This window comes from Streptomyces sparsus (genome assembly GCF_054776295.1).
This window is the reverse complement of sequence record NZ_BAAHCA010001174.1, coordinates 1-1,298: the sequence shown is the minus strand read 5'-3', so window position 1 is coordinate 1,298 and position 1,298 is coordinate 1. Positions and strand designations below refer to the sequence as shown.

Here is a 1,298-nt window from a genome sequence, read left to right as displayed (position 1 = left end):
GGACGGCCGCTCGGCGGGCACGGCCGAACAGCGCATCGCCCGACTGGAGACGGCCTTCGGGCCGATGGACGACCAGGCCAACCCGCTCGGCAGCAGGGAACTGCTCGCCGCCGACGCCCGCGGCGAGGTACTGCCCGCGGCGGAGGCGGTGCTCGACGAGTGCGGACTCAACGACGAGTTCGTGCCGGCCCCGCACGGCGGCCGGCTCACCCGGCTCGACCTGCTCGGCCGGGTACTGCGCCCGGTCTTCCGCAGGGACGCCTCGACGGGCTTCGGCTACGGCCTGAACTGCTTCTTCGCCACCGTGCCGGTGTGGACCGCCGGCACCACCGGGCAGCAGCGGCAGGCCGCCCGGCTGCTGCTCGACGGCGACCGCGTCGCCGTCGCCCGGCACGAGGTGGCGCACGGCAACGACTTCGTCCGGGACGAGTTCAGCGCCGTCGCCGACGAGCACGGCCACCGGCTCAACGGCAGCAAGGCGGTCATCGCCAACGCCGACCGGGCCGCCGGCCTGGTGGCCTTCGCCCGGACCGCGGACGCGCCCGGCGGACGCAGCCACTCGGTGTTCCTGATCGACCGCCGCGAGCTGCCCCCGGGCCGGCTGCTGAGCACCGGACGCCGCGCCACCACCGGCATGCGCAGCGCCCGTTTCGGCGGCCTGCGTGCGGAGGACTGCCCGCTGCCGGCCGGCGCGCTGATCGGCACGGAAGGCGACGGCTACCAGCTGTCGCTGCGCTCCTCGCTGGTCATCCGAGGACTGATCCCGTCGATCGTGCTGTCCGGCGGCGACACGGCGCTGCGCACCGTGCTGCGGTTCGCCGTCCACCGGCACCACGACGGCCGCCGCCGGCTCGACGTGCAGCACGTGCGCGACGTGCTCGCCGGCGCCTTCCTGGACCTGCTGCTCAGCGACTGCCTGGCGCTGGTCGCCACCCGCGGGCTGCACCTGCTGCCGCGGCAGATGAGCGCCTACGCGGCGGCGGCGGCCTACGTGGCGCCCAAGCTGATCGGCGAGTCGATGGACGAGCTGTCGGCGGTGCTCGGCCAGGAGTCCCTGGCCACCGAGGGCACCTACGGCATGTTCCACAAGCAGCTCCGCGACCTGCCCGTCACCTCGCTCGGCCATGCCGGCAGCGCCGGACGGCAGGTGAGCATCCTGCCGCAGCTGCCGCACTTCGCCCGCACCTCCTGGTTCCGCGCGGAGGCGCCGCCCACCGGCCTGTTCCGGCTGCACGAGCCGCTGCCCCCGCTCGACCTGGCGTCCCCGGCGCTGCTCGGCGACAGCGACCCGCTGAGCG

1 protein-coding gene is annotated in these 1,298 nt (G+C 75.2%); it reads left to right on the top strand.

Going from position 1 to position 1,298, the window contains the following annotated elements:
* Positions 1 to 1,298 (top strand): acyl-CoA dehydrogenase (locus ACYVE9_RS27230; RefSeq protein WP_461030552.1); only part of this gene is annotated, 1,298 nt, incomplete at both ends.